General features: G+C 49.8%; 26 protein-coding genes and 1 tRNA gene. 11 read left to right on the forward strand and 16 right to left on the reverse strand.

The features are described 5' to 3' along the window. Nucleotides 1-40: 40 nt before the first annotated feature. From BUB94_RS02570 to pyrR, 9 genes are all read right to left on the reverse strand, one after another. Entirely contained in the window at nt 41-1,627 is a 1,587-nt protein-coding gene (locus BUB94_RS02570) for a secretin N-terminal domain-containing protein (protein WP_254793642.1), read from the reverse strand. Nucleotides 1,628-1,629: 2 nt separating this feature from the next. Continuing rightward, the gene (locus BUB94_RS02575; RefSeq protein WP_249505611.1) at nt 1,630-3,483 is read right to left on the reverse strand and encodes a hypothetical protein; all 1,854 of its coding nucleotides are present in this window, start codon (nt 3,481-3,483) and stop codon (nt 1,630-1,632) included. Beyond that, the gene (locus BUB94_RS02580) at nt 3,480-4,079 is read right to left on the reverse strand and encodes a type IV pilus inner membrane component PilO (protein WP_073156357.1); all 600 of its coding nucleotides are present in this window, start codon (nt 4,077-4,079) and stop codon (nt 3,480-3,482) included. Before BUB94_RS02580 ends, BUB94_RS02575 begins: the two co-directional genes overlap by 4 nt. A gap of 1 nt (nt 4,080) precedes the next feature. After that, entirely contained in the window at nt 4,081-4,695 is a 615-nt protein-coding gene (locus BUB94_RS02585) for a PilN domain-containing protein (protein ID WP_073156354.1), read from the reverse strand. Further along, on the reverse strand, nt 4,695-5,837 hold the full coding sequence (pilM, locus tag BUB94_RS02590) for a pilus assembly protein PilM (protein ID WP_073156351.1): 1,143 nt from the start codon (nt 5,835-5,837) through the stop codon (nt 4,695-4,697). The genes BUB94_RS02585 and pilM overlap by 1 nt, the downstream gene beginning before the upstream one ends. A 96-nt stretch (nt 5,838-5,933) precedes the next feature. Beyond that, nucleotides 5,934-6,947 carry a PilZ domain-containing protein gene (locus BUB94_RS02595; RefSeq protein ID WP_073156349.1) on the reverse strand — a complete coding sequence of 338 codons (1,014 nt, stop codon included), beginning with the start codon at nt 6,945-6,947 and terminating at the stop codon, nt 5,934-5,936. Continuing rightward, nucleotides 6,944-8,227 (reverse strand): amidohydrolase family protein, encoded by a 1,284-nt coding sequence (locus tag BUB94_RS02600; RefSeq protein WP_073233988.1) that lies wholly within the window; start codon nt 8,225-8,227, stop codon nt 6,944-6,946. Before BUB94_RS02600 ends, BUB94_RS02595 begins: the two co-directional genes overlap by 4 nt. Further along, nucleotides 8,214-9,173 carry an aspartate carbamoyltransferase catalytic subunit gene (locus tag BUB94_RS02605; RefSeq protein ID WP_073156343.1) on the reverse strand — a complete coding sequence of 320 codons (960 nt, stop codon included), beginning with the start codon at nt 9,171-9,173 and terminating at the stop codon, nt 8,214-8,216. The genes BUB94_RS02600 and BUB94_RS02605 overlap by 14 nt, the downstream gene beginning before the upstream one ends. A 1-nt stretch (nt 9,174) precedes the next feature. Further along, complete coding sequence (gene pyrR, locus BUB94_RS02610; RefSeq protein WP_073156341.1) at nt 9,175-9,732, reverse strand: bifunctional pyr operon transcriptional regulator/uracil phosphoribosyltransferase PyrR; 558 nt, start codon at nt 9,730-9,732, stop codon at nt 9,175-9,177. A 298-nt stretch (nt 9,733-10,030) separates the two neighbouring features. Between pyrR and BUB94_RS02615 the strand changes: the two genes are divergently transcribed. From BUB94_RS02615 to BUB94_RS02660, 9 genes are all read left to right on the forward strand, one after another. After that, entirely contained in the window at nt 10,031-11,395 is a 1,365-nt protein-coding gene (locus BUB94_RS02615; RefSeq protein ID WP_083538049.1) for an ATP-binding protein, read from the forward strand. A 104-nt stretch (nt 11,396-11,499) separates the two neighbouring features. Continuing rightward, nucleotides 11,500-11,706 carry a helix-turn-helix transcriptional regulator gene (locus BUB94_RS02620; RefSeq protein WP_073234198.1) on the forward strand — a complete coding sequence of 69 codons (207 nt, stop codon included), beginning with the start codon at nt 11,500-11,502 and terminating at the stop codon, nt 11,704-11,706. After that, nucleotides 11,699-12,019: a HipA N-terminal domain-containing protein gene (locus BUB94_RS02625; RefSeq protein ID WP_073233991.1), complete on the forward strand. Its 321-nt coding sequence runs from the start codon at nt 11,699-11,701 to the stop codon at nt 12,017-12,019. Before BUB94_RS02620 ends, BUB94_RS02625 begins: the two co-directional genes overlap by 8 nt. After that, nucleotides 12,016-13,014, forward strand: coding sequence for a HipA domain-containing protein (locus BUB94_RS02630; protein ID WP_254793644.1), 999 nt, complete (start codon nt 12,016-12,018; stop codon nt 13,012-13,014). The genes BUB94_RS02625 and BUB94_RS02630 overlap by 4 nt, the downstream gene beginning before the upstream one ends. 121 nt (nt 13,015-13,135) lie before the next feature. Continuing rightward, nucleotides 13,136-13,354, forward strand: a complete 219-nt coding sequence (locus BUB94_RS02635; RefSeq protein ID WP_139260109.1) for a hypothetical protein — start codon at nt 13,136-13,138, stop codon at nt 13,352-13,354. 550 nt (nt 13,355-13,904) lie between these two features. Next, nucleotides 13,905-14,450 carry a peptidylprolyl isomerase gene (locus BUB94_RS02645; protein WP_073156333.1) on the forward strand — a complete coding sequence of 182 codons (546 nt, stop codon included), beginning with the start codon at nt 13,905-13,907 and terminating at the stop codon, nt 14,448-14,450. Nucleotides 14,451-14,617: 167 nt separating this feature from the next. Continuing rightward, nucleotides 14,618-14,690 (forward strand) — tRNA-Ala (locus BUB94_RS02650). Nucleotides 14,691-14,827: 137 nt separating this feature from the next. Continuing rightward, complete coding sequence (locus BUB94_RS02655) at nt 14,828-16,846, forward strand: M23 family metallopeptidase (protein ID WP_073234000.1); 2,019 nt, start codon at nt 14,828-14,830, stop codon at nt 16,844-16,846. A gap of 170 nt (nt 16,847-17,016) precedes the next feature. Continuing rightward, on the forward strand, nt 17,017-17,787 hold the full coding sequence (locus BUB94_RS02660) for a hypothetical protein (RefSeq protein ID WP_073234002.1): 771 nt from the start codon (nt 17,017-17,019) through the stop codon (nt 17,785-17,787). 144 nt (nt 17,788-17,931) lie between these two features. Here the strand turns inward: BUB94_RS02660 and htpG are convergent, their stop codons facing one another. Beyond that, complete coding sequence (gene htpG / locus BUB94_RS02665; protein ID WP_073234005.1) at nt 17,932-19,818, reverse strand: molecular chaperone HtpG; 1,887 nt, start codon at nt 19,816-19,818, stop codon at nt 17,932-17,934. Between the two features lie 320 nt (nt 19,819-20,138). Further along, complete coding sequence (locus tag BUB94_RS02670; protein ID WP_073234008.1) at nt 20,139-20,990, reverse strand: undecaprenyl-diphosphate phosphatase; 852 nt, start codon at nt 20,988-20,990, stop codon at nt 20,139-20,141. 33 nt (nt 20,991-21,023) lie between these two features. Between BUB94_RS02670 and BUB94_RS02675 the strand changes: the two genes are divergently transcribed. After that, nucleotides 21,024-21,752 (forward strand): DUF2334 domain-containing protein, encoded by a 729-nt coding sequence (locus BUB94_RS02675; protein WP_073234011.1) that lies wholly within the window; start codon nt 21,024-21,026, stop codon nt 21,750-21,752. 238 nt (nt 21,753-21,990) lie between these two features. Here BUB94_RS02675 and BUB94_RS02680 read toward each other — a convergent pair whose 3' ends face one another. Together BUB94_RS02680 and BUB94_RS02685 are read right to left on the reverse strand one after the other, a co-directional pair. Next, complete coding sequence (locus tag BUB94_RS02680) at nt 21,991-22,845, reverse strand: hypothetical protein (RefSeq protein WP_073156244.1); 855 nt, start codon at nt 22,843-22,845, stop codon at nt 21,991-21,993. 95 nt (nt 22,846-22,940) lie between these two features. Beyond that, nucleotides 22,941-23,240 carry a type B 50S ribosomal protein L31 gene (locus BUB94_RS02685; RefSeq protein ID WP_073156242.1) on the reverse strand — a complete coding sequence of 100 codons (300 nt, stop codon included), beginning with the start codon at nt 23,238-23,240 and terminating at the stop codon, nt 22,941-22,943. A 90-nt stretch (nt 23,241-23,330) separates the two neighbouring features. Here BUB94_RS02685 and BUB94_RS02690 point away from each other — a divergent pair, with 90 nt between their 5' ends. Next, nucleotides 23,331-23,948, forward strand: coding sequence for a hypothetical protein (locus BUB94_RS02690; protein WP_249269325.1), 618 nt, complete (start codon nt 23,331-23,333; stop codon nt 23,946-23,948). A 157-nt stretch (nt 23,949-24,105) separates the two neighbouring features. On the opposite strand, the gene hisB is transcribed toward BUB94_RS02690, so the two are convergent. The 3 genes from hisB to BUB94_RS02705 are packed head-to-tail and all read right to left on the reverse strand — an operon-like array spanning nt 24,106 to nt 26,264. Next, on the reverse strand, nt 24,106-24,690 hold the full coding sequence (gene hisB / locus BUB94_RS02695; protein ID WP_073156236.1) for an imidazoleglycerol-phosphate dehydratase HisB: 585 nt from the start codon (nt 24,688-24,690) through the stop codon (nt 24,106-24,108). A gap of 9 nt (nt 24,691-24,699) precedes the next feature. After that, a complete protein-coding gene (locus tag BUB94_RS02700; protein ID WP_073156234.1) occupies nt 24,700-25,686 on the reverse strand; it encodes a helix-turn-helix domain-containing protein in 987 nt (328 codons plus the stop codon). An 8-nt stretch (nt 25,687-25,694) separates the two neighbouring features. Beyond that, on the reverse strand, nt 25,695-26,264 hold the full coding sequence (locus BUB94_RS02705) for a Maf family protein (protein WP_073156231.1): 570 nt from the start codon (nt 26,262-26,264) through the stop codon (nt 25,695-25,697). Nucleotides 26,265-26,271: the final 7 nt, after the last annotated feature.

Below are 26,271 nucleotides of genomic sequence, written 5' to 3' on the forward strand. Positions count from 1 at the left end.
CCGCAAAAGCGGAGCCTCTGTCATACTGTTTTACAAGGCGTTATTCCCAGTCATCTTCATCTGCAGGAGCCGGAGCTTCAGGAGCAGAAGCCGGTTCGTCCATCAGAGATTCTTCGACCGGTTCATCCACAACAGTTTCTACCGGAGAGGGCTGAGGAGCGCTCTGCTGAGCTGCGGGAGCGGCCTGCGGCTGGGCAGGAGCTTCAGCAGGCTGAGCCTGAGGAGCGGGCTGAGCCACCGGCTGTGCTACGGGAGCGGGCTGGGCGGCCGGCTGTGCAGCAGGAGCTGCCTGAGGAGCCTGAGACAGATCCACATTGCCAATGTAGTTGCGAATGATTCTCGGAGTAACGAAGATTACCAGGTCCTTCTTCACGACGGACTTACGAGAATACTTGAAGAGGTTACCCAGCAGCGGAATATCCTTCAGGAACGGAATACCACGTTCAGATTCCTGAGTTTCGTTACGGGTCAAACCACCGATTACCACAGTTTCACCGTCAGCCACAACGACCTTGGTTTCAGCTTCCTGGGTGCTAATCACAACTTCACCCTTGGAGTCATAATCGTAGGAGTTGTTTTCGGGATGGAGGTCAAGCAAAATGCGGTTGTCGCCAGAAACGTGAGGAGTAACAGTCAGCTTGATACCAGTTTCCACCATCTGGGTAGAAGATTCACCGCTGTTATCGATAACGCGGATAGAAACCTTATCACCCATGAAGACCTTAGCTTCGGTATTATCCAAGGTAGAAACCTGGGGGCTAGCGAGAACTTCGGTAGAAGCGTCACCCATAAGGTTGCTGATTGCAATCTGGAGGTTATTATCCAAGAGGCTAGCAGTAATAGCACCGGAACCAGAACCCACAGCCGGAGAAGAACCGTTGGGGAAAGACTGGATAACGGCACTGGTACGAGAAGCACCGGCAGCACTACCAGTTGCAGCGGCTGCGGTACCCGGAGTAAGAGCGGTGTTACCCATGGTAGCAGTCCAGTCCACACCAAGTTCGCGGGCCTTTTCGCTGTTCACCACGACCAGCTTAGCGGTAATCATGATCTGCAGGGTTTCAACATCAAGTTCTTCCAGAGCCTTTTCCATCTGATCAATCTTGGTATCGGTATCGTAGACGATAATGGAATTGGTACGTTCGACCGTGGTAATACGGCCACGGTTAGACTTCATGCTTTCAAGCACCTTGACCAGTTCGTCAGCCTTGGCATGATGAACCTGGAAGTTCTTTCGGACCAGAGGAGCATTCTGTTCAGCCTGAGCTTCTTCATCGGCAATCTTCTTCTGTTTTGCCTGATAGGTAGCCAAGCGCTGAATGGTAATGTACTTATCCTGAATGACCCAGGTCAGATCATTCATGCTGCAGATAATGTCCAGAGTTTCCTGCCAAGTCTTCTTGGTGACGCGAAGGCTTGTCTTACCCTTTACATCGGGAGCCAGCAAAATGTCCACACCGGCAATAACGGAAACAGAACGGAATATGGCTTCATAGTCCATGTTCACGAAATTGAAATCATACAATTTCTTGTTCGGAGCAACAGAACCTTCGGCAGGGGCACTCCAAGATGTTGCGATACCGGCAACAAGAAGAAGAACAGTCAGAATTTTTGTCAACTTTTTCATTACTATTTACCCCCAAACTTATCGGGAAGGCCCATGGAGTAGCGACGGCTCACCCCGAATTCCTGAATCAGGAAGAGAACGTCAGTTTGTGTAATTTTCAAGACTTTACCATTAAGGATCTTATCGCCTTCCTTAATAGTGTAGGAAATAGCAGGATTCTTGGTTTCAACAAGAATTGCCATCGGAACGTCAGATTCCCAAATAATACCAACCAGTTCAACCTGGTCAATATTGATACCTTCTTCTACAAGGCCCTTAATTTCGACGAAGGGATCTCGACGACCAAAGGAGCTATAGGTAACGCGATCTTCATACAGACCATCAAGCTGGCTACCAGGAACAGTACCGGGATTTTCACCATCACTGCCACGATCCTTATCGACCTGCTTAAGACGCTCCATCTGTACAGCAGACAGTTCATCAAAGAAACTTACTGCACGGCGGTTCACATAACCGATACGATTACCGAACTGCACCTTGCGATACAGACCAGTCATATCTAGGCTAACCAGGCGGTCACCAAAAATGAGACGCTGAAGAACCTGAGCATTTTCGTTAGGTGCAGCGTAGAATTCAATTTCATCGGCAACAACGATCAATTCGCGAACGACAGGACGAAGGTGGAATGTCTGGGAACCAGAAACAATCTTCTTGCTATCCTTTTCCAGCTTCTTCACGAAAGTTTCAAAGTTAGGCTTTTCTTCGTTGGCCTTCATCCAGTCACGAATGAAGATACCTGTGGGCTGAGCAGACCAGAAGATAAATCCATCCTTCTTGACAGCAGTTTCAGCAGCCTGAAGAATCAAGGCGCCATCCTGCACCAATACCACCGGGTTCACACCAGTCTGCAACTGAATCTTGATGCCATTAGCACCCCAGGTAACGGACTTCACCAGGGAACCGGCACCAATCTTGAACACAGGGGATTTCTGAGGACCAGGCAGTCCAACGGTAATGGCGAAAGCCTTGTCCGGATTAGAAACGTTCTTGATATTGATCGGAGTTTCGGTAACCAGACGGAACTGTTCCATACCCGAACCAATCAAGACGGTCATTTCCTTGATGCCAGGGAGAAGGGCAGATATTGCACCGCCTTCCTTAATAGCCTTGTCCAGCAGTTTCTGCTGTTCGGCAACAAGCTTTTCCTGTTCCTTGGCAGCCTTTTCGGCAGCCTTCTTGTCAAGGAGAGCCTGCTTTTCGGCAGCCTTCTTTTCTTCGGCAAGACGCTTCTTTTCTTCAAGGGCGGCCTTAGCAGCAGCCTTCTTATCCAAGGCGGCCTGCTTTTCAGCAGCCTTTCTTTCGGCAAGAGTCATCTTCTCGTTAGCCTTCTTCTCGTCAGCCAAGCGCTTCTTTTCTTCAAGGGCAGCCTTTTCTGCAGCTTTCTTGTCAAGAGCGGCCTGCTTGTCTGCAGCCTTCTTACGTTCAGCAAAAAGCTTAGACAGAACCCAGGACTTACCGCCCTTATTCTTGAACTTAACCAGGAAGCTGGACTTGTCCAGAGAAATATCGTTCTTGTCAGAAGAAATGGAATTACCAACAGAAAGTTCAATTTTCAAGAAATTGGTTCCGCGGAAATTCTCTCTGTATACACGCATGGCCTTCACGAACTTGGAATCGGCATCCACATCGTAGGTACCTTCACCAAGGGCAAAGCTCGTTTCAGAAAAACCAAAAGTCAGTTTCTTACCGGCGGCATCATACTTCTGATAAAACGTCGGCAGATTCTTGTCGGATGCAAAGGCAAATACCATCTGGCAGCCCTTACCATCGCAAGCAAAACGAACATCCTTAATCTGCGCAGCATAACTAGCCGCAGCGGCTACTAGGAACAAAACAAGGAATTTCAGCTTCATCATCTTCCCACCTTCTTGGATGTATAAGTGGTCAGGTTAAAAGACACGGACATGGTAATAGGAGTCCAGCCATGGGATTCAGCCTTTTGGATTTCCGCAGCAATTCCAGAATAGCGATTCAATCTCAGGTTAGTGATTGTCGTAGGATAGTTGAAGTTTGCAATTTCCGCAAACAGGTATCCCAACATATGATAACCCGAGTTGACAGCGATGGAATAACGGTTCTCGATATAATGTTCTCGTTCAGAACGGCCTTCCGGATTAAACTTCTGAATCTGGACGCCAGAACTGCGGAGCACTGAATACAGGTCCTGCAGTCGGAGAGGGACCTTTTCCTCTTCGGGGAACATTTCCTTCAGCTTTTCAAAATCCTTTTCTGCCTGGACAAGCATCATTTCCAATTCCTGGACACGATGCCTCTTGGCATTGATTTTGTCTAGTTCGGACTGGGCTGTGTTCAATTCGCTTTCAAGGTTACTACGATCCTTGACAAACGGATTCCACACGTAGTCATAGACATAATACCCGGCCAAAAGCAAAATTGCAATAATCGCAATGGCGTATATGTTCTTTTTATCTTTAAAATCAATATTACCCATACTAGCCCTCCCCTGCGCCAAGGTTTCTATTCAAGACAACCTTGATAGTAAAGTTATAGGCTTCTTCACCATCTACCTTAGTGGTAGAAATAGTCACCAGGGAAACATTCTGGACACTGACCTGCTTTTCCAACTTTACCATGTATTCGGCAACTTCAGAAAAGTCATAAGTCATACCCTTCATTTCGAGGTCATATTCACCCATCTGACCAATACTGGTCACCCACATGTTGGGCGGCAAGACAGAGGAGATGTTCTCGAAAAGAACGATCCAGCGTTTTTTGCTAACCTGAATAGACTTCAGTGCGTTGATTTTCGTGTTGACGACACCCTGCTTTTGTTCAAGATCGCTGATCTTTGTAAGCAACGGACGTTCACGTTCAACTTCGCTCTTGACTCTAGCAACTTCACTCTGCAAGGCAGTTATCGTTTCGGTAGTAAACGTGTAAAGCATGCCAATACACACAAATGCTGCGATCAGGAGCAACGTCGGCCAGATAACACGTCGGTCGGTCAGCCAAGTGAAATCTTTCTGCTTCTTGCGATATTCCGGAGGAAGCAAGTTAATAGAAATGGCCAAGGCATTTCTTGTGGGTTCTTTTTTCTTAGACGCCATTAGAACTTCCTCATAGCCAAGCCCAACGCAGGAGCATAGATGTTAGACAACGCAACCGAAATACCGTTCGCTCCAAAAATCTTGGCATCGCATTCAGCCAGTCGGAAAGGATTAACGGTATCGGTTTCTACACCAGAACGTTCAGCAACAAATTCTTTAAGGCCCGGAATAGCGGCACCGCCGCCACCCAGTAATATTTTATTCAAAGACTTAGAATCTTCAGAAGAAGAGAAGTAACGAATACCAATCTCGATCTGGGCCATCAGGTCTTCGTAGGCAAGTTTCAGGGCTGCTTCCACTTCGGCTTCAGAGAATCCATCCACAATAGCCAGATCGCCCTTGTCAAAGATTTCGTGGCACTTTTCAGCATCGATATCCAGGTTCATGCAAGTCTTGCTGATCACCATGTCCAGCGAACCGCCGGCCATGGAACGCATTGAATGGAACTTGCCATCCTGGAAGAATGCCACACTCATTTTCTTTTCGCCGATATTGAAGATTGCCACGGTAGACTCGGCATCGGCAGGATTCATCGTAACGGTATAGGCATTCAGGAGGCCGAAAATATCCACATCCATAGCGGAAAGCTTTACGCCCTTTCGAATAAAGAACTTTGCCCAGGAGTCCAGAAGTCCGCTCTTGGCTGCAACGACGTTCGCCTTGACATCTTCATTTTCACGGGAATAGACTTCGTAGTCAATCACGTTATCCTGATCATCGAAGGGCGGACGGGACTGTGCAGTCTGAAGAATAATGGCGGCTTCATTACCGTTCTTGGGAACCTTGGCAGACAAATGGTCAACCAGCACGCCACCGGCACCGGCACCGCAATTCACAGAAACGACAACATCACAGGAATCGTCGATAGGATGACGCAGCAAAAGCTTGTTCAAGGCTTCGCCAACGCCCTTCGCGCCAGAATTCGATTCATTCTTTTCGGCGGATTCGGCATTTTCTTCTGCCGCGACAATTTCGCCATTGACGATAGCACCATCCGGCACCCGTTCTAGGTCGGCATCCACCACAATCTTGCCACCGCGAGAATTGTGCAAGACTTTGACCAGTTTGATGCTGTAATGGCCAACATCAATCCCGACAGTCTCGCGCTCACCGCGAATTTTTGCAATCAGTCCTAAAGCCAAAATAAACTCCGATTGGAAACAATACCTTGTAAATTCTACCTTTATAAGAGGTAAATGTCAAGCAGCTTTTCAGCTAACTCATTGAAAATTAAGTAGTTACGCACTCTTTTCTGCATTCTCCGACTCTTTTTTCAACTTATTTACCTCAAACAGATACTGGAGAACCCTCTCCTGGGTCCAACCAAAAGCACCTGTAAAGGAAGCCGTTAAACAGTTATATTCCGGATAATCCTTGTTCCGACGTCCCAAATTACGTCTTATCTCCACATCCACAATTTCTTCGCCAAAGCTAGGCAGGTCAAACCTTAGACGCACCTGCTGGCCCGAAAAACAGTCAGAAGGAAGGCCCAACATAATACCACCAGCAGACAAATCCAAGAGCATTCCGCCACAAGCAGTACCGTCAAGGAAAGTCGCCTCAACAGGAATCTCAACCGGTTCACGAGCCCAACGACGAAGCTGTTTCTTATCGAGCACAGACGAGTGAGGTAGAATCAATCGCCCGGGAATACAGGAGCGCACCACCAGGTTGGTCGAGTAAACGGCATCATCGGGCCTAGTCCAACGGACCAGGACTTCTCTTTCAACAAAGTATTCCGCAGGGCCGCAACTACCATCGTAAGAAATAGCCCAATCTCGTTCATTCCTTGCAACAATCATGGAATGCTTGAACACCGACCCTTCTTCAAGATAAAGATCGATGCGGTCGCCAACATTAAACTGTCTTGTAGAACAAACTTGCGTCAATGAATTCGACGCCGTAAAATCCATTTTTTTTCGAATGCTTTCTACGGCGGCTACAGTTTCATCGCGAACGGTAAACACATCACGAAAGTCATAGAAATTCGTTACCGCAGCTTCAAAAAGTCCAGACGAATTAAGAACCGCATCCTTATTTTCAAAGGATGAAGCTCTAACCAGTTTCTCTAAAGTCCGGCGCTCCTTGTCTGTGAGTCCAAAGGCTTTCACCTTTTCATCGAACTCATTCGCCCCGAAAATTTCTTCGTTTTCTCGGCGATAATTGATGCGATGGATTTCCAACAGCACCAACAAGATAAGCACCAGGACTACGACAAACGCAATCCAGACTAATTGAATCGGTAAAATCATTCAGTCCACACACCACCGATGTAGGAGCCGATGATAGTCGCAGGAACTTCCTTGCCAAGGAGCGGCGTGTTGCAGACATGGCCAGCAATTTCAGAAGCCTTCACCACGTGAGACTTTTCGGAAAGTACAACCAAGTTCACACGCTTTGCGTCCGGTTCTACGCCAGCAATCTTTGCCGGAGCGGTAGAAAGAAGTTCAATAGTCTTAACTTCTCCAAGACGGGCCACCAGTTCCTTCCAGATGGCGGGCAGGGCCACTTCCAGAGAAACTGCGCCAGGCAGGGAATCTTCGAAGTTCACATCCTTATCCTGATGGAGGATCGGAGTGTGATTCATGCTGATGGCGTTAACGGTACCGTCGGCAAGACCAGCCCACAGGGCTTCGCGGTCTGTGGCGGCGCGGAACGGCGGCAGCACATGGTAAGCAGAATCCAGAGTAGTCAGGATGGAATCGTCAAACATCAGATGATAGATGTTCACGTCGCAGGTTACGTCGATGCCCTTCTTACGAGCGTCGCGGATCAGGTCCAGAGTTTCGCCGCAAGTCACCTGCTTGAAGTGAACGGGAACCTGCAGGAAGCGGGCCAGTTCCAGAACGGTGTAAGCGGAAATGGTTTCTGCAATACGGGGAATGCCCTTCATGCCAAGCATGTCGGAGTAAGCCCCTTCGTGAACGCAACCGCTCTTGCGCAAAGTCTTGTCCATGGGCTGGAAGAAGAAACGCTTGCCGGTCATCTTGCCGTATTCCATGGCGAGACGCATAAAGCGGGTAGACGGAATGCTTGCGTTACCATCGCCGAAGCCAGCCACGCCACATACATCCAGTTCTTCGGAACCTTCAGCCAGTTCCATCATTTCAGCCAAATGATCGCTGCCGAATTCAATGCTATAGGCGCCAAGAACAGCAAACTTCAGGTCCTTGCCTGCCAGACGGTTTTCAAGAGCGGCCAGCTTTTCGCTGTCATCCACCGGGTTGGCAGCACTTTCATAGAGGGCTCCGTAGAAGCCACCCTTACGCATAGCATTGATACCATCCTTGATGGTATAGACGTCATCGCGGAGCGGTTCCTGGAAATCCACACCCAGAGCAAACAGGGCGGGAATGGCAAGAGCGCCTTCGCAATCCACAACAGCGGCAGGTTCACTTGCGTTATCGAAATAATTCTTGTCGGCAAGATAGCCATCGGCAATGGCCACCTTATCGTTCATCACGAACTGCTTGCCGTCCCACATGCGGACGTTCTTCAAAACAACATTATTCATAACATTAGGCTTGTTCATTTGCGCGACCTCCAGCCAACAGGAAGAGTACGGCCATACGGACAGCAACGCCGTTGGTCACCTGATCAAGAATTACGGAATGTTCACCATCGGCGATGTCGGAATCCAGTTCCACGCCACGATTGATGGGACCCGGATGCATAATGATCACCTTGTCCTTACAGCAGGCAAGAACTTCTTCCGTGATACCGAAGAAGTTGCGGTATTCACGCATGCTGGGGAGAAGAGCGTCATCCATACGTTCCTTCTGGAGACGCAGGGCGATAACAGCATCGGCATCCTGAACAGCCTTCTTTACGTCAGTTTCCCAGCTGACGGAGCCAGCCAGTTCGGGATACTGGAGAAGTTCAGTATTGCGGGGAACCAGAGTGGAAGGGCCGCAAAGGGTGACATGGGCACCCATGGTGGTCATACCCCAAATGTTGGAACGGGCCACACGGCTATGGCGGATATCACCGATAATCGCCACCTTCTTGCCTTCAAGTGTACCCAGCTTTTCTTCGATGGTCAACATGTCCAGCAAGCCCTGTGTGGGATGTTCGTGGGCGCCATCGCCAGCATTCACGACAATTGCATTGCTATGGTCTGCCAGGAACTTGGGAACGCCAGTACCCTTATGACGGACAACCACGATATCGATCTTCATGGATTCGATATTGCGGAGGGTGTCCACCAGAGTTTCACCCTTCTTCACACTGGAGCTTGCAGTAGTGAAGTTCACAGTGTCAGCGGACAGACGCTTTTCGGCCAACTCAAAACTGGTGCGGGTACGGGTGCTGTTTTCGAAGAACAGGTTCACCACGGTAAGACCGCGAAGGCTGGGCACCTTCTTGACGGGGCGTTCCAGAATTTCACGGAACTGTTTTGCATTATCCAAAATGGTGCGAATGTCCTGCTTGGACACGCCCTGGAGCCCGAACAAATGCTTGATTTGCAAAGCGCTCACTTTAAGCCTCCACTTCTACGAGAGTAACAGAATTTTCTTGGTCAATAGGTTCAATCTTTACGCGGACTTCCTGATTCTGGGCGGTTTCCACAGCCAGGCCCACGCAATCCGGAGCAATGGGAAGTTCACGGTGGCCACGGTCCACCAGCACACAGAGACGAATTGCAGCAGGACGACCCAGGTCCAGAATAGCACGCATGGCAGCCAAGGTAGACCTGCCAGTATAAAGAACATCGTCTACCAGGATAACGGTCTTGCCTTCCACGGAGGCAGGCATTTCGGTAACGCGCATTTCGGTGGAAACGTGGTTGCGGAAATGGAAGTCATCACGGTAGAAAGTAGCGTCCAGGCTACCGAATGCGACAGGGCTACCAAACTTGGCATCCAGACGGGCCTTCAGCTTCTTGGCCAGGGGAATGCCACGACTAGCCATACCGAGAATCACCAGATTGTCGGCGGCAGGATGGATCTTTGCGATCTTTGCAGCCATCTCGTCCAGGGCAAATTCCATGGCCTGGGCAGACAGCAGTTCACGAATAATCTTGCAGTTGTCTTTCATAATATTAGTAAACAGTGGTTAGTAGACAGTGGTCAGTTTTTCGCGGTTCTGTAATGACATTCTTACCAGCCACTAAACACTAACCACTAATCACTTTTTTTATGAAATTAGCATTTTCGTGAGGTTTTGGCGGGTTTTATAAGAGAAAGTAGGGATAAAAACAATCCTAGACAAGGCACACGCAATTTTACCTGCATTTTGCGTCGGTTTGCTTGAATTTATACTTGCATTTTCAGTCATTTTATTTAATTTTATACTTGCACTTTACGTCATCATTTTTTCATTGAAAAGGATTAAAATGCTCAAAAGAAAAGCCTACAGCGCTCTCCTAGAATGGAAAAACACCTGCCAAGGTTCAACGGCCATGCTAGTCAACGGAGCTAGGCGTGTGGGCAAAAGTTTCCTTATCAAGGAATTCGTCAAAAACGAGTATAAATCCCACATTTTCATTGATTTTTCCAACGCGCCCAAAAGCGTCATTGACATTTTTGAACATAACACCGACGATTTCAACCTTTTCTTTAGCAAGCTTTCTGTCATCTATGGCGTTCAGTTATTTGAGCGACAGTCCGCTTTTGTATTTGACGAAGTACAATTTTACCCTAGAGCCAGGCAAATAATCAAGCACCTTGTTGCAGACGGCAGATACGACTATTTGGAAAGCGGTTCCCTGATTTCGCTTAGGCAAAATGTCAAAGACATTCTCATCCCCTCCGAAGAGGATTCCATCAATTTGTACCCTATGGATTTTGAGGAATTCCTTTGGGCCGATGGTGACGAGGTCAGCTACCCATTCTTAAAGATGTGCTTTGAAAAGCGGATGCCGCTAGGGCCCGCCCTTCACAGAAAAATGCTTAACAGATTTCAAGAGTACATGTTGGTTGGCGGTATGCCGCAATCAGTCCTCGCCTATCAAGAAACCCATGACTTTGCCAAGGTTGACTCCATAAAAAGAAAAATTCTAAAACTTTATCGCGATGACGTTCCAAAATTCGCCAAGGGCTACGAATCAAAGGTTCTTTCTGTCTTTGACAACATTCCCGGGCAGCTTTCTAAAAAGGAAAAACGTTACAAATTTGCAAGCCTCAAGCAAAATAGTCGTTTCAAGACCTACGAAAATGCATTTACCTGGCTCAACGAGGCTATGATAGCGAACTCTTGTTTCAACGCAACAGACCCCAATGTAGGCCTTGCCTTAAGCGCAGATGTGGCAACTCAAAAATGCTACATGGCGGACACTGGTTTACTAGTTACACAGACCTTCATGGAAAAGTCTTATACAAGCAACGAGTTATATCGGGCAATCCTTTTCGACAAGCTGGATATAAACGAAGGCATGCTCATGGAAAACATCGTTGCGCAAATGCTTGTCGCAAACGGACACAAACTTTACTTTTATTCAAGATCAGATTCCGCAAACCGAAAAAACAACATCGAAATCGATTTTCTGCTTAGAACCCAAATTGGTCTCAAGGAAAAGATCTGCCCCATCGAGGTCAAGTCCGGCAGTTACAAGCAGCATGTTTCCCTGGACAAGTTCTGGGGCAAGTTCCACAAGAACCTGACTCCCCCCTACATCCTGTACACCAAGGATCTTGAAGTCCGCAAAACGGACTACGGAGAAATCTTACACCTGCCGCTATATATGGCAGGATTGATTTAACAAAACAACTTTTGTACCAACAACACGCAACATATTGCGCATTCATTGACAAAACCTGTGCGTTTTTGTATTTTGAAACCAAATTAAGCAACATATTGCACATTATGGACAAAATTTTTGAAAATTTGCAAAAACGGCGGGAGTCCCTTGGGTTAAGCCAGAGGGATCTTTCGGAAATGTCCGGAGTTTCACTGCGGACCATCAACGCCATCGAAAACGGCGGCGCAAACCCGTCCATCGAGGTACTTTGCAAGCTTGCGGAACAGCAGGGATTGAAACTTTCCTTAACAGAGAGAGTCGTCAATGGTTAAGCAGGCATCGGTTTTCTGCAACGGCTTTCTAGCCGGGGCCTTGACCAAGACTAGGGACAGTTTCATTTTCACTTACGACGAAATCTACCTTGCGTCCAGGCGCCCTGCCATTGCACTGACATTGCCTAAGCGACAGGAGCCTTACAAGTCCAAAGAGCTTTTCCCGTTTTTTGAGGGTTTGCTGCCTGAGGGCGAAAACCGCAAACTTTACTGCATGTCCTTGAAGATAGACCCCAGGGATTCCTACAGGCTGTTGCTGAAACTTGCGGGAAAGGAAACCATCGGCGCCATCACCGTGATGGAGGACGTATGACAGGCGCCACCTCCCCCACCATGCAGAACCGTTGCCACAGCTGTCTCAAGGAGACACCGCGAGATTTTTGCCCTGCCTGCGCCAAGCAGCTCTTTGGCGTAAAGAAGTTTAACGCCACGCTGGATTTTTCCTTACCCGAAATCAAATCCAACAAAGGTTCCATTCGTAGGATTTCCATTTCTGGCGCACAGCCCAAGTTTTCGCTAATGGTGAACGAAGGCCGGCTGGAGCCTACCGAAAATGGCGGCACCTTCATCTTAAAGCCCGCGGTAGAAGGACTGTTCGACAACACAAAAGACATGCCCGCCAACGAGCACCTGACCATGCAAATGGCCCGACAGATTTTCAAGATTGACGCAGCAGACAATGCGCTAGTTTATCTTAAAGACGGCACACCCGCCTACATCACCAAGCGATTCGATGTTCTACCCGACGGCAACAGGATCTGCCAGGAAGACTTTGCCCAGGTGGCAGGCCTTACCCCAGGCGAAAAAGGTTCCAACTACAAGTACGACTTTAGCTATCAGCAAATCGCCGACCTGCTGAAGCGATATGTAAGCACCTACCCTACCGACGTTGAAAAATATTTCAGGCTGATTCTGTTCAACTACTTGGTCTGTAACGGCGACGCCCACGTCAAGAACTTTTCCATCTACTCCCCAAATGCGGATGGGGTTTACAAACTGACTCCCGCCTACGATTTACTGAACACATCTCTACATGTTCAGGAACTTGGCCGAACCGCGCTTGAACTTTTTGTGGATGACTTTGAAACAGAATTTTTCAAAGCCAACGGTTTTTACGGCAAGCCGGACTTTATGGAACTGGCCCGCCGCATTGGCATCAAGGAAATCCGGGCAGAACGCTTCATTGCAGAAACTTGCAGCCATTTAAGGGAAATGGACGCAATGATAGACCGAAGTTATCTAAGCAAGCAAGGAAAAGCGCTGTTCAAGGCGCAGGTGGAGGACCGGGCGAAGGCTCTGGGTATCTAGTTGGATAGCGAATTAATTCGTTTTGCCATCATCCAAATGCCGTCCCTAGGGTCTCCCTTTTCATTTACCAAAAGATGAAAACGGAAAGACAATCCGCATCGACAAGGAAATCGACTTTGTGGTGAACCGCGGAAATTTCCAGTGCTACATCCAATCCGCCTTCCGCATGGACGACGAAAGAAAGATTGCCTCGGAACTGGCTCCGTACAAGGCCGTCGGAAACTCCTTCAAGAAAATCATGGTAACAAGGTTCGAAGCCTCCCCCTGGTACGATGACAACGGAATCTACCACATTGGACTAGCCGACTTTTTATTAGCCAGCGACGAACTTTTCTCGTAGAAAAACACCCCAGGGGTTTGTGCCTCTGGGGTATCAATATCAAGGATTTGCCGTTGCCGGGATGGCGGGGACGCTTCGCAGCCCCCTCGTTTTCTGAGCCTTGAATTTTTTCCAGTCGGTCATGATCTATATCGAGGACAATCTTGTTAATCCGTTCATCCCCAAGGAGACTCCCTATGAGCGAGCGCATTTGATTATTACGCTCCACTTTTTTTCACGTTGCCACTGTTTATAAGCCCTCCTGGCACCGTAAATAGCAAGGCCGACACCCGCGATTTGGGCACCTTCCGCTATATTCGAAATTAAAGAAAAATCCATATTTTTTTCCCAAGTCAATACATCCGCTCACACAAACGTAAACAAAGAAAAACAATGCCAAGTATTTTTGCCGAAATCGGCAAAAAATGGGAGCATATTCGGAAATTTCTTCTTTTTATATATATATTGCGTAAAAAGCAACCTTTGGACCCCATTTCGGACCAGGATTGCCGCGCCTGCGGCACGCAATGACGTTTGAGGGTTCCAAAACAATAATCCACAGGAGATTTCCATGGCTTTTAATCAGCTGGACAAGCCCCAGGCAGGCGAAACCATCGCCATTATGACCACCAACCACGGCGTGATGAAGCTGCGTCTTTTCGAAGAACGTGTCGGCGAATGCGCTACCAACTTCATTGAACTGGCCAAGCAGGGCAAGTACGATGGCGCTCCGTTCCATCGTATCATCTCTGGCTTCATGATCCAGGGCGGCGACTTCACCAACCGTAACGGTACCGGTGGCCACGCTGCAGGCGGTCCGGGCACCACCATCGGCGACAAGTACGATCCGTGCCTCACCCACATGCGCGGCGCTCTCAGCTGGGCAAAGACCATGATGCCCCACTCCATCGGTTCCCAGTTCTTCATCGTCCACGGCGAAGACGTGCACTTCCTGGACCATCCGGCAAACGGCGGCCCTGCAGAGGGTTACTCCGTGTTCGGCCAGCTCTACGAAGGCTTCGAAGTTCTGGATGAAATCGCCGGCGTTAAGACCGACCGTCGTGACGCACCGTATGAAGACGTGATTATCGAATCCGTGAAGATCGAGAAAGCGTAAAGCGGAAAGGATAAAGGTTAAAGGACGCAGGGTAAAACCTGCGTTTTTTTTGCATTCACTTATGTTTTCTCATAATTCGTAATTCATAATTGCAAAAAAAATCAAATTTTTTTTGCATTCCCCCTTGACAACTTCAAAATAATTTTCAATATTTGGCGTACCCGAATGGGGTTATAGCTCAGTTGGTAGAGCGCCTGCATGGCATGCAGGAGGTCAGGAGTTCGAATCTCCTTAGCTCCACTAAAAAAGACTCGCAGAAATGCGGGTCTTTTTCTTTTATACCACATTCGATGTTTACCGGGAGAAACGGATTTTCCACCATCCCTCCCCTACGCCTGTTGCAGTCATTGTAGCAAATTTGTATCTTTCCTGTCACTATGAATAAGGTTAGGTTAACGACAAACAATTTTCTGAGAGGAGCCCTGGTCCTTGCGGCCGCGCTACTCCCCATCCACGCATTCGCCGAAGAATGCAACGAAGAAACCATGGACGCCTTCGCCTACGAAGATTGCGTCAAGGAGCAGCAGGGAATCTCCGTCAATAACGAAGATTTCAGCAGCACCGCCGCCCTGAAGGCCGAAAAGGAAGAAAGGGAAGCCGCCGCCAACAAGGTCGAACCTAAATACAATCCTTTTGGACGGGACGCCTACTTGACTTCAAGTTTCGGTGAAAATCGCGGAACCCGTTACCATGCCGGTCTGGATTACTCCACCCAGATGGAAGAAGGCTGGCCCATCTACGCCCCCGAAGACGGCGTGGTCAAGGAACTGAAGGTCTCCCCCTTCGGCTACGGCAAGGCCATGTACTTCCAGGGTCGTAGCGGCAAGACCTGGGTATTCGCCCACCAGAGCAGCTTCGGCGTGTTGGACGACCTGGTATCCAAGCAGCAGTACGCCACAAAGAAGAATGATGTAACCGTCAGACCGGGAACCGCATACAAGAAGGGCGACGTCCTGACCTATTCCGGAAGCACCGGCATCGGCAACCCCCATCTTCATATCGAAACCCGCCTGGACAACGACCGCGTCATCAACCCGGCACTGTCCAACATCGAATTTTCGGACACCATCGCCCCCCAGATTTTCGGCGCCGCCGTCTGGCAGGACAATGAATTGGCATTCACCGCCCCCGAAGCCATCGAAAAGGGCTGCATTGTCACCCCGGTCAAGAACGAATTCAGCCTGAATCTGGCGGTAAAGATCGCTGACTACAGCCGCACTCCCAAAGAAAATCCCATGTCAGTCCGCCGCATCACCATGTGGCGTTACGACGAAAAGATTTTCGACGAACGTCTGGATACCTTGCGTTTCAGCCGCATGACCAATATCCGCAATCAGCTCCTCTGGACAGAAGAGGCGGACACCGCAGGCGACTGGCATTACATCAACGCAAAGATTGCCCCCCTTTCCACCTACACCATGGAAATCGAGGACTTTGCAGGAAACGTCACCAAGAAGAAATTCAGCTTCCGTTCCAAGTGCAAGGACAATCGAGATTTGCAGTTGACAAAGACTCAGACAACGCCGCTGTTCACGGCCATTGCCCGCCCCATGATCGACTTCTTTAACTGCAAGAACGGCATGCAGTTCTCCGCCATCGGAAAGGACGGTGTCATCGCAGAAGACCTGTGCAAAGTCTTTGAACACAAGCCTATCGCATTGGCCAAGGTGGTAGACACCTACCCCAACATGACCACCATCCACTATTCCGCAAGCGCTTCTCAGTCTGGCGATGGCAAGGCTGTTGACGAAGACATCCAGCTGTTCACCTACAAGAAATACCAGACCAGCATCAACTGGAATACCAAGCTGGGCAACGTAGCAATCAGCCAGAAGATTTCCGGCATTCCCGTTGCAGGCGATACCGCCATCCGCGTCTTGGCAGTCACCCGCAACCACACCGACAGCCTGGACTTCATCGAATTCCACCCCAAGGGATTGCAGCTGAAGAACTGGAACGTCTGTATCGAAAACCCCGACAATTCCGCTCCGCTCTACTGGCTGGGCGAAACCAGCCGCAACTGGTTCATTTTCAGCAAGCAGAACAAGGGCAAGAAGCGCTGCGCCAGCGCCAATGAACTTCGCGACATTGCCAACATCGACAATCCCGACGCACCCACTCTGGGCTTCCCCTACTGGGCCGACATGATCATCAGCGGCACCCGCCAGACAGCCCTCAGGATTCCCCTGATGTATAAGTACGACGGCATTGAATCCGGCAACGATATCACCGTCAAGGCAGGTAACAAGTGGATCGCAGTCGAATACGATTCCGAACCTCGCGAAATCGTCCTGGAAAGCGAAAAGCTCCCCGACGCCGGCGAAGACATCACCATCCAGATCAAGGATGAAGCCGGTCACAAGGCCAGCTACACCATCACGATTCCCGGAATGTAACGTAGCGACCATCGCAAAGTTAAACCTATAAAAGACCTCTCCGGAGGTCTTTTTTGCATTGTAAAGCACTACAACGTTTTTCATTAGAGCAATCATTTTTCCATTGGCAAACCACCCGCCAACAGCATATATTTTCCGTACACGTTTAGGGAATTATAAAGGAGCCTAAAATGAATATCAAGGGAATCTCTTCTATCGTCGCACTGGCTGCAACTTTCGGACTTGTAGCTTGTGGCGATTCATCCACCTCATCCTCTGCAGAAGAACCTGAAGTTTCAAGTTCCAGCGTCGAACCTGCGGAAGACCCGAACCAGCCCACTTCCTCTGCAGACGCAACCGACCCGGCATCTTCTGCTGCAGAAGCAGATACTCCGGCATCTTCCGCCACTCAGGCCGAAGAAAACCCGAACGAAAACAACAAGGACGAAGGCAATAAGGGCGACAACCCCATTGGGGACTTTGACCCAAGCACTCTCGACTCCCTCTTCAACAACATCGATACCACGGGCTGGGGCGACTTCGCAAACCAGTTCGAAAATATGCCGGAATGCACCGCCGCCAATGAAGGCGAAACCACCTCCACGACCATGATGGGCATGGAAATAACATACGTCTGCAAGGACGGCCAATGGGGCATCGATAACTCCTGCACCGAGGGCGCAACCCAGGAAATGATGGGATTTTCGATGGTCTGCAAGGACGGCGAATGGCAACAAGGCGATAACTCCTGCACCGAAGAAGGCGCCACCAAGGAAGTGGACACCGGCCTGGGCATGAGCTTCACCTACGTCTGCAAGGATGGCGAATGGACCATGGACTTGAGCGGCTGGGGATTCGGCGGTGACGGCGACAACAGCGGCTTTAACTGGGGCGAAGGCTCCTGGGGCGGATTCGGTGGCGGTGACGCAGAAGTCACCCCGGTTGTGGATCCCGCAGAATAAAAAAGTCTGACATTAAGAAAAGGCCTCGTTTTTTGAACGAGGTCTTTTTTTGCGGGAAATTATCGCTAGATCCTTCGATGCCTTACGGCATCTCAGGACGACACCTAAAGGCGATCTTTAGGTGGGAGCGAGGCCGTTCGCGGTTTATTTAGCAGCAGCAGTCAGCAGCTTAGTAATGGCGCTGACGTATTCTGCCGGGTTGGGCAGCGGGCTACCTTCAGCCAAGAGAGCCTGACCGTAGAGAGCCTTGGGCCAATCACCCAGATCAGAACCTGCTTCAGCCTTAGCCTTCAGCATTTCGCAGATGGGGTGCGTCGGGTTGATTTCCAGAATGCGCTTGGACTTAGGCACGTTGGCCTGGCCCATGGCCTTCATCATGCGTTCCATCTGGGCGCTCATAGCGTCGTCGCTGGTGACGAGGCAGCAGGGGCTGTCCTTCAGACGGCTAGATACGCGGACTTCCTTGATGTCTTCGTCCAGAACCTTCTGGAGGTTTTCGCAAAGACCCTTGAAGAGGCCCTTGTTTTCTTCTTCAGCCTTCTTTTCTTCGACCGTCTTTTCGAAGTCCACATCACCGCGGGAAACGTCGTGGAACTTCTTGTCGCCGAATTCCATCAGAGAAGACATCATGAATTCATCAATGCCATCGCTCATGAGAAGCACTTCGTAGCCCTTGGCCTTGAAAGCCTCCAGCATGGGGTTAGACTTCACGGCGTTCTTGTCGCCAATGAGGTAGTAGATTTCCTTCTGGCCTTCCGGCATGCGGTCCACATATTCCTGGAGGCTAACAAGCTTGCCTTCTTCGGTCTTGGTGCTTTCAAAGCGGAGCAGCTTCTTCAGTTCATCAAGATGTTCCCAGTTCATGTAGAAGCCTTCCTTCAGAACCATGCCCAGTTCCTTCCACCAGGCAGTGTACTTATCGGCTTCCTTGTCGGCCATGTTCTGCAGAGCGTCAAGAACCTTCTTGATCACATGCTTACGGATGTTGGTGACAATCTTATTGGACTGCAAAATTTCGCGGCTCACGTTCAGCGGCAAGTCCTCGGATTCCACCACACCGCGGACAAAGCGGAGCCAAGGCGGCAAGAGGTCCTTGCAGTCGTCCATGATGAACGTCTTCTTCACATAGAGCTTCAGACCATGGAGAGCATCGTTCTGCCAAATGTTGTAGGGAGCCTTAGACGGAATGTACACCAAGCTCCAGAATTCCAGGGAACCTTCGGCGTGGCTGTGGCTCCAGCAAGCGGGTTCGCCACCATCGTGACCGATGACCTTGTAGAATTCCTTGTATTCTTCTTCCTTCACTTCCTTTTCGGACTGACGCCAGAGAGCAGTCTTGTCGTTAAGACGTTCTTCTTCCTTGACTTCAATTTCGCCCTTGTCGTTCTTGGTTGCTTCCGGGTGGAAGTAAATACCGTAGTTCACAAAGCCGCTGTACTTCTTGACGATGTCCTTGATCTTCCATTCGCTGGTGAAGTCTTCAGCGTCTTCGTCGTCCTTCAGGTACAAGGTAATCTTGGTACCCACTTCGTTACGGGGGCATTCGGAAATTTCAAATTCGCCGGTACCTTCGGAGCTCCACAGGTAGCCCTGGGTTTCGCCAGCCTTCAAGGTCAACACTTCAACCTTCTTGGCCACCATGAAGATGGAGTAGAAGCCCACACCGAACTGACCGATGAGATCCACGCTGGACTTATCGGAATCCTTCAGGTTCTTGATGAAGTTCTTGGTGCCGGAACGGGCGATGGTGCCCAGGCAGTTGATCAAGTCTTCCTTGTTCATGCCGATACCGTTATCGGTAATGGTCAGCTTCTTCTGCTCCTTGTTTACATCAATATCGATGCGGAGCTGGGTACCATTGGGCAAAAGGCTTGCATCGGAGAGGGACAGGAAGCGGCGCTTGTCCAGTGCGTCTGCAGCGTTGGAAACCAGTTCACGAAGGAAGATTTCCTTGTTGCTGTAAAGGGAATTGATCATCAAGTTCAGCATGTCGCGAACTTCAGTTTGGAACTCCATTTTTTCAGTTGCCATTTTTATCTCCTAGTAGGTCGCACTTCGTGCTTTCAGCACGCTTCGCTTTCAGGTGTGAGGTCGGGGCAGTGCCCCTCTCAGGCCTTAAGTCAGCGTCGTCTTCGTTCACGAAGGCTCTATGTTAAATTTTCAAACGCTATCGCTTGTTCAAAGTTTCATTTTGAAACAAAACTGCCGTTTTTCTTTGTTTTCGCAGGTACAATTGCAAGAACCGTGCCAAGATTAGCAGAAAGCGGAAAGGAGAAAGGATAAAGAAAAAAGGCCGCCGATGAAGCGGTCCTTTTCGCGATTCCCCGCACTTGCGAGGGCCTTGCAGCAAACTACTTAATAAAAATCAATCCCAAGATACCGGCAGCCCACAGGTAGTAGCTGAAGTAGTGGAACTTACCCTTCTGTACAAAAGCCATGAGCCACTTCAGGGCGATAACGCCGAAGATGAAGGCAACGACCATGCCCACCAGAAGTTCCGGAGTAAAGCCGCTGGCATCGGCGCAGGCCAAGGCCTTTTCGGGCTTTTCGATAGCATAGCGTGCTACGGTTTCGGGATCCTGGCACTTCACCCACTTGATCACATCCAGGAGGGCTGCGCCACCTACGGCGGGGATGCTCATGAGGAAGCTGAACTCGCCGGCATACTTGCGGTTGACGCCCAGGAAAATCATGCCACTGATGGTAGAACCGCTACGGCTGATACCCGGGATGCAGGCGATTCCCTGAACCACGCCGGTCACCAGAGCGCGCCACCAGTTCATCTGGACTCCTTCGCATTCCGGATGCTTACTGCCGGTCTTACCCCACTGGGAAACGAACAGCAAGGTAGCTGTCACCAGCAAGGCGCAGCAAACGGCGCGGGGATTTTCAAACAGGCTTTCCAGAGGCTTCTTGAAACCGATGCCGATAATAGCAGTAGGAATGGAGGCCAGCACGATGTAGCCCACTTCCTTCAACTGAGTCTTGTCGCGGCGGATGCAACCTACGATCATGTCCACAATCTTCTTGCGGAACACGACGAAAATGGAAAGGAGAGTTCCTGCGTGAAGCATGATGTCAAAGAACATGCCCGCTTCTTCCATGCCCAGCAATTCCTTGCCGAGAACCAGGTGACCCGAACTAGAGATAGGGAGAAATTCTGCGAGGCCCTGCAACAGGCCTAAAATGATAGATTCAATCATGGACGGAAATATAGTTTTTATTATCTTAGAGCCATGGCCGCAAAAAAATTTCTTCTGTGCTTTCACGATTTTAGCGTCTGGAACTACCAGACCGTCATGCCGATTCTAGAAGACTTAAAGGAATTCGTCGGCGCCCCATTCAGCGTACTGGTCATTCCCGACACTGAAAACACAGAAGAGCCCGCAACCGCAGGCTTCAAGGCAGCACTCGCCCAACTAAAAGACGAAGGCTTCGAGCTTGCCCTCCACGGCTTTAAGCATAAGGCCGAATTCAGCCAAGGCAGAAGCTACGCCGGTCTTGCCGCCATGTCCATGACCAACCGCGAGGCGGAATTTGCCGGTCTGAGCGAATTTGAATCCAGCAGACTTCTGCAACAAGGCCTCGCCGCATGGAACAATCTATTTGAAACCGCGTCGGGCACCCCGACCAAACCGATCGCTTTCGTGCCGCCCACCTGGTGGAGCAACAAGTACCTACACCTGCAGGTCCGCGGCGAAGGCATGCTCTACGAAGACCGATTCTCCTTGACCAACAAGAAGGGCAAGCGCTACGCCTCCCCCGTGGCAAGCTTTGCAGGCATCCCCGACTTTGCCGTAAACCCCATGTTCAACCTAGGCGAATTTTTCACAAAGATTCCCGCCGGAATTTTGCGAATTGCGTTGCACCCCACAGACTTCCCAACTCACCAAGCCCGTATAAAGCACTTGATCCGAGCCGCTCTAGGAAATGGACGGGTTTTAACGCGATACGAGAACCTCTAATTTTTTATTAAAAAATATAACGTAAAGAAGGTGGCTTGCAAAGCCACCTTTTTCTTCTGCCTAAACCCAAATTGGGCACTTCCCGGGCACTTCTTGGACACTTCAGAAACGAAAAAAGCCCTGCAACCTAGACGGTTACAGGGCTCAAAGTCAGATTAGACTACTTGCACTCTACGAGTGCAGTAATCTGCACCTCGGTCATGCGAACACAAGTGCTCGCGCGACGCTCGGTTTACGATTACTTGACTTCGAAGTAGTAGGTCTGCAGAGTCTTGCCGTCCTGAGACAGCTGGATGATCTGCTTGCCTGCGGGCAGGTTGCCCTTGACTTCGAACAAGTTTTCAGCCTTGTATTCAACAGTCAGAGCAGTGCTCTTGGACTTGTCAACAAAGAGACCGTTCTTTTCGTCGGCGCCAAAACCCTTACAGTCAGCGTGGTCAGCAATCTTGCCTTCAACAGCGGCGAAAGCAGTAGCAACCAGCGGAGAGGTAACGGAGCTTGCGTTCACATAGTAAACGTCAAGTGCGCTGCCCATGGCCAACGGAGCGGGAAGGTTAGAAACCTTAACAGCCTTAGCCGGCTTCTTCTTCTTGTCCTTCTTGCCAGGAACCTTGCCAGCATCGGTATCGATGGGCATGGTCAGACGATAACCAGCAACAGATTCGTTACAGGTGGTAGAGTAGATCACCCACTGGTTTTCAATCTTTTCGGGACCTTCGGTGGTACCAGTCTTGTACAGACCCGGCTTAACCTGATCGCTGTATTCATACAGGGTCACGGAAATGTTCGGGTTTTCGTCGGCGGTAGCAATGCGTTGCTGGCCGAGGATGTACTTAGAACGACGAGCCTTGATCAGGTAGCTGCCAACGGGAACCTTTTCAAACTTGAACTTACCTTCCTTCAGTTCACCCTTGTACGGATACTTGGGATTCTGGGTACCGTAGATGGTAGAGTCCATCCAAACGGTGGGCATTTCGATAGCCTTGCCAGTAAACGGATCAAGGACAACACCTTCGATGGTGCCAGTCTTTTCGCAACCGGTCATTGCCATGGCAATGAGAGCAGCGGCGCAAATTGTGAGTTGCTTCTTCATAACAATCCTAGTTGAGTTTATTGATAAATCTTATGGTGCTGCAAAATTAAAAAAGCCTCCCTTTGTTTGGAAGGGAGGCAGCGGAACAAGTCCAATTATTCAGCGTCAGCTGCCGGGCGTTCTGCCTTGCGAGTCTTGCGCTTTGCACCAGTGATGTTGCCGGCGAAACGCTTGTTGAAGCGATCGATACGGCCAGCGGTATCCACGCGATGCTGCTTACCAGTCCAGAACGGATGGGTATCTGCAGTAATTTCGAGAGAGATCACACTGTACTCTACACCATCGATAGTCTTCTTTTCGGCGGAAGACTTCGTGGAGCGGGTGATATATTCTTTACCCGTATTCGCATCGACGAACACGACCGGTTGATAGTTAGGGTGGATACCTTCTTTCATTGTATAACTTCCTGTGAAGTAGTTGTTTAGAGAACCTAAATTTAGATGTTTTTCGCCATTTTGGCAAGGGAAATTAGTATTTTTGAACCCATGAAACGATTTTTTACAGGTATTTTGCTGGCAGGATCCGCCTTTTTCGTAACCGCAAACATGGTTGCCTGCGGAAATGACACCCCCATCGCCAAAATCATCGTCATTAACCAGAAGATGCCCCTAGTGGAGTGGCCCGACAGCACATACATCGCTAACCTGGAAGAAATCCTGTCACAGGAGCCGGTCAAACAGAAAAAAGAGGCCGAAGCCAACATTTCCATGAACACTTTCAAGGCTCCCGTGTTCCAGTTGCCAGGTTCAGTCACCGGCAAGAAGGAACCCAAAAAGGGTTTCGCAAACCAGGTTGCCAAGAATTCCGCCAAGAAGAACAACAACGTCTTCGCCAATAGCCAGAGCGCCGGCGCCGAGAACTTCGCCAACAAGTTCAGCGAAGCCCTCTCCAAGTTGCAGTCCGACCCGTCTAACTCCAGCCTTTACAAGACCGTTACCGCAGCCGACGGCGACGATTTGTTCAAGCTTCTCAAGAAGACCTATGGTGCCGGAGTCCAGAACCTCCCCCGCTTCTACGTACTTTCGGCCCTGCAGTCAGTAAACGCAGGCGTCGCATTGGAACACCTGAACGCAGGCGACAAAGTCAGAGTCCCGAAGATTTAGAGGGCGGAGCCTGCGGCTCCTTTCAGCAGTGAGTTTTCAGTTGTGAGCTATGAGTTTTTATAGTCGCGCCGGAGGCGCCTGGCTTATTAATTCGTAGAAGGCTTGCGGGCGAATGCCGCAAGCCTTCTTTGCTTTAATCTTTTAGTTCTTTGCTCTCTTACAGCACGCCCTTGGAACTGGGAACGCCTTTCACGTTGCGAGAGGGAGCCACAGCCATAGCCACGGAACGGGCAAATGCCTTGAAGATGCTTTCGAGGCAATGGTGGTTGTCGTTACCATAGAACAGTTCCACATGCAGATTCATACGAGCATTTTCGGCAAGACTCTTGAAGAAATGTTCGAACATGCTAGCTTCGATACCACCGGCGGTAGGACCAGGGAGCTTCACATTCCACACGAAACCGATGCGGTTGCTAAAGTCAATGCAAACGCGGCTCAATGCTTCGTCCATGGGAACAAAGTAAAAACCATAGCGTTCAATACCCTTCTTGTCGCCCAGGCATTCAACCAGTGCCTGACCAAGAACAATGGCGATATCTTCCATGCTGTGGTGCATGTCCACTTCGACGTCACCCTTGCAGGTCAAATCCAGGTGGAAACCACCATGGCACTGGAACAGATTCAGCATGTGATCCAGGAAGCCATTACCGGAACTAATCTTGCCGTGGGTGCAATCGTCCAGGTTCAAAGTCAAGGTGATGTCAGTTTCGTTAGTCTTTCTAGAAATAGAGGAAGTACGCATAGGAATCCTTTACTTTACGATTCTGCCACCAAACACGCGGAAACGGGTCACGCGGCCAAACTTCATTTCGGGCAGGGCCGTTTCAACGCCATTCAGATACATCTTGGCAATAGCCTTGGGATCGCCAATGGTAACGCACAAGGTATCAGTAGTATTGTAGACCATCTTGACACCGGCGCGGGAAATGTTGGCTTCCTTCAGGAAGGCGTTATCGCTTTCACGACGCTTGAGGCCAACCCAGGAAAGGGATTCACCGGAACCCACCAGCAGGAAGTTGGTCTTCTTGGTCTTGGGGGCCTTAGCTTCTTCTGCAGCGGTCTCTTCAACCTTAGCCGAATCAGTCTTGGAATCAGAAGAGATAAAGATGGTTGCAGAGGCGGGCAGGTCAGACTTCTTTACAGCTTCGTCAACAACAGCCTGACTTACAACATTTGTCTTTTCGGTAGAATCAACAGCAGCGGAATCCTTCTGCAGGGAATCAGCGGGAATCACCTCGGCACCATCAGGAATTTCCTGAGAATCGGTGGTGTCTTCAACCACGACTGCAGTAGCCGGTGCCGGAGAAGAAGCCTGCTCGGCAAGAGCTTCCAAATCAAGGAAACGAGAGGCGACTAGGAATGCCAGTACGAGCAAAAGAATAGCGATAGGCACGGCCTTACTCTTTTTCCTGGTTTCCGCTTCAGTCACCGGAGCAATTCTCTTTCCGTCAGAAACATCGGCAAAATCATTGCTCAGCTTGGCACCGCTTTCGGCAGCATAGCTAGACAAAACCTGGGCGGAATCCAAATTCAACTTAACGCTAATGGAATTCAAATAACCGCGTACATAGGCAGCCACCGGGAAAGCCTTCCAGTCGCCGGCTTCAATAGACTTCACATAAGACACAGCCACCTTGGTAGCTGCAGAAAGCTCTTCAACAGACATGCCGCGAGATTCACGAACTCGCGCAATATATTCGCCCAGACGTTCTTCAGGTCTCTTTTCTTCAACGTTCATAGACTTCTCTACACCTCAACCTTCAAATCACTCAACATCTGCAAGGTCCGCGCCACAGGCAGACCCACAACGTTGTAATAACATCCGTTAATACCTTGTATAAGTCGGGCGCCTGCAGTCTGAATACCATAAGCACCAGCCTTATCCATAGGGTCTCTAGAATTTACATATTCTTGAAGCTCTTGTAATGTGTTGTTTCTAAAAACAACCTCTGTTTCCTCTTCAGATGCCGCAAGAAGCTTTCCATCACGAGCGATAGCCACCCCGGTAATCACCTTATGGCCACGACCGTTCAACTTTGACAACATATCAAGAGCATCCGCCTCGCTCTTCGGCTTTCCAAGAGGAACCCCATCAAGGAACACCAAAGTATCAAAGCCAAGCACCACCGCCCCCCTTTCCATACGGGAAACCGCAAGGGCCTTGATGGTCGCATTTTCCCTGGGGAATTCCAGAGGATTGGTAGATTTGGGATTTTCCTCTTCGTTGGAAACCACCACACGAAAATCTACACCGATCAGCTTCAGAATTTCAGAACGGCGGGGAGAACCGCTACCTAGCACAATCTGACTTTTCATATAAACT

Source organism: Fibrobacter sp. UWH9 (genome assembly GCF_900129715.1).
In the GTDB taxonomy this organism is placed as follows: Bacteria; Fibrobacterota; Fibrobacteria; order Fibrobacterales; family Fibrobacteraceae; genus Fibrobacter.

Bases quoted from the DNA above. Each gene is read 5' to 3' on its own strand.
- BUB94_RS02570 (WP_254793642.1), bottom strand. From the start codon at position 1,627: ATGAAAAAGTTGACAAAAATTCTGACTGTTCTTCTTCTTGTTGCCGGT.
- BUB94_RS02575 (WP_249505611.1), bottom strand. From the start codon at position 3,483: ATGATGAAGCTGAAATTCCTTGTTTTGTTCCTAGTAGCCGCTGCGGCT.
- BUB94_RS02580 (WP_073156357.1), bottom strand. From the start codon at position 4,079: ATGGGTAATATTGATTTTAAAGATAAAAAGAACATATACGCCATTGCG.
- BUB94_RS02585 (WP_073156354.1), bottom strand. From the start codon at position 4,695: ATGGCGTCTAAGAAAAAAGAACCCACAAGAAATGCCTTGGCCATTTCT.
- BUB94_RS02595 (WP_073156349.1), bottom strand. From the start codon at position 6,947: ATGATTTTACCGATTCAATTAGTCTGGATTGCGTTTGTCGTAGTCCTG.
- BUB94_RS02600 (WP_073233988.1), bottom strand. From the start codon at position 8,227: ATGAACAAGCCTAATGTTATGAATAATGTTGTTTTGAAGAACGTCCGC.
- pyrR (WP_073156341.1), bottom strand. From the start codon at position 9,732: ATGAAAGACAACTGCAAGATTATTCGTGAACTGCTGTCTGCCCAGGCC.
- BUB94_RS02615 (WP_083538049.1), top strand. From the start codon at position 10,031: ATGCTCAAAAGAAAAGCCTACAGCGCTCTCCTAGAATGGAAAAACACC.
- BUB94_RS02620 (WP_073234198.1), top strand. From the start codon at position 11,500: ATGGACAAAATTTTTGAAAATTTGCAAAAACGGCGGGAGTCCCTTGGG.
- BUB94_RS02625 (WP_073233991.1), top strand. From the start codon at position 11,699: ATGGTTAAGCAGGCATCGGTTTTCTGCAACGGCTTTCTAGCCGGGGCC.
- BUB94_RS02630 (WP_254793644.1), top strand. From the start codon at position 12,016: ATGACAGGCGCCACCTCCCCCACCATGCAGAACCGTTGCCACAGCTGT.
- BUB94_RS02645 (WP_073156333.1), top strand. From the start codon at position 13,905: ATGGCTTTTAATCAGCTGGACAAGCCCCAGGCAGGCGAAACCATCGCC.
- BUB94_RS02655 (WP_073234000.1), top strand. From the start codon at position 14,828: ATGAATAAGGTTAGGTTAACGACAAACAATTTTCTGAGAGGAGCCCTG.
- BUB94_RS02660 (WP_073234002.1), top strand. From the start codon at position 17,017: ATGAATATCAAGGGAATCTCTTCTATCGTCGCACTGGCTGCAACTTTC.
- htpG (WP_073234005.1), bottom strand. From the start codon at position 19,818: ATGGCAACTGAAAAAATGGAGTTCCAAACTGAAGTTCGCGACATGCTG.
- BUB94_RS02670 (WP_073234008.1), bottom strand. From the start codon at position 20,990: ATGATTGAATCTATCATTTTAGGCCTGTTGCAGGGCCTCGCAGAATTT.
- BUB94_RS02675 (WP_073234011.1), top strand. From the start codon at position 21,024: ATGGCCGCAAAAAAATTTCTTCTGTGCTTTCACGATTTTAGCGTCTGG.
- BUB94_RS02680 (WP_073156244.1), bottom strand. From the start codon at position 22,845: ATGAAGAAGCAACTCACAATTTGCGCCGCTGCTCTCATTGCCATGGCA.
- BUB94_RS02685 (WP_073156242.1), bottom strand. From the start codon at position 23,240: ATGAAAGAAGGTATCCACCCTAACTATCAACCGGTCGTGTTCGTCGAT.
- BUB94_RS02690 (WP_249269325.1), top strand. From the start codon at position 23,331: ATGAAACGATTTTTTACAGGTATTTTGCTGGCAGGATCCGCCTTTTTC.
- hisB (WP_073156236.1), bottom strand. From the start codon at position 24,690: ATGCGTACTTCCTCTATTTCTAGAAAGACTAACGAAACTGACATCACC.
- BUB94_RS02700 (WP_073156234.1), bottom strand. From the start codon at position 25,686: ATGAACGTTGAAGAAAAGAGACCTGAAGAACGTCTGGGCGAATATATT.
- BUB94_RS02705 (WP_073156231.1), bottom strand. From the start codon at position 26,264: ATGAAAAGTCAGATTGTGCTAGGTAGCGGTTCTCCCCGCCGTTCTGAA.